The organism is Actinomyces sp. 594, assembly GCF_019325145.1.
In the GTDB taxonomy this organism is placed as follows: Bacteria; Actinomycetota; Actinomycetes; order Actinomycetales; family Actinomycetaceae; genus Actinomyces.
Genome location: NZ_PIZC01000021.1, coordinates 48,007 through 48,981 on the forward strand (window position 1 = coordinate 48,007; position 975 = coordinate 48,981).

Annotated in this window: 1 protein-coding gene; it reads right to left on the reverse strand. The window is 69.5% G+C overall.

What is annotated here, in order from left to right:
- Positions 1-248: 248 nt before the first annotated feature.
- Complete coding sequence (locus GZ998_RS03040) at positions 249-857, reverse strand: TetR/AcrR family transcriptional regulator (RefSeq protein WP_237564258.1); 609 nt, start codon at positions 855-857, stop codon at positions 249-251.
- Positions 858-975: the final 118 nt, after the last annotated feature.

The following is a 975-nucleotide window of genomic DNA, read 5'->3' on the forward strand; positions in this document are numbered from 1 at the left end:
CATTAGCGGCGTCCCGCTGAAGGAGTATCACCAAGGTCGTGGAATGGGGGTGCAAGAGACGGCTTTCAGTCCCATGCCGGACAACGTCAAGCCCGATCTGGCCTGGTTGGGCGCAGCACCACTTGCTGCCGCGTGCTGCTCAGGTGTGAGTCGCTCCGTGTGTGGCCGCTCGGTGCGGGGAGGATCCACGCCGTTGGCGCCAGGATCGCGGAAACTCGGGCGGGGCGGTGGCTCCGGCTACCGGGTGGCTAGGCCTTGCGCAGGCGCTCGGCGAAGTCTCGCACCACGGCCGCCATGTCCACGCTGCGGTCCAGCAGCCACTCCGCCTGCACGCCCTCAATGAGCGCCACAAGCTGCGTGGCGGCCAGATCCAGGTCCACGTCTTCGCGCAGTCGCCCCGCCTCGTGCTCGCCCTCCAGGTCTGCGCGGACCGCCGCCCGGAAGCGACGTGTGAGGCCAACGATGTAGTCGTGTGCGGGGTGCTCGGGATTGACCGCCTCGGCGCGCATGACGGCGTCGAGCTGGATGAGGCCCGGAATGGTGGCGTTGTGCTCCATGACCAGCGGGAGGGCCTCCAGCAGGCCGTGCTCGGTGAACAGCCCCGCGCGCCACTCGGACTCGGTCTCCTCGCGTCGTTTAAGAACCGCCTCAAGCAGCTTCTCCTTGCTGCCGAAGTGGTGGCGCAGCAGGGTATGGCTGACCCCTACGGCGTCGGCGATCTGCCGCAGGGAGAGGTTGTTGTAGCCCTGCTCGGCGAAGACCTCCATGGCGGCGTCGGCGATGGCGGCGCGGCGTCGCTCCCCGTTGGCGTAGCGCGTGCGCCCGTCGGGCGGGGCGACGGCGTCTGAGTCGGACACGGTCAACCTCATCTCCGGGCAAGTCGCGGTTCTTGGGCGCGCGGGCCCGGCGGGTGGAGCCGGGCCCGCCGCAAGCCTAGACGATCGACTTTTCGGGGGAGCGGTGGGCGTGGCGCAG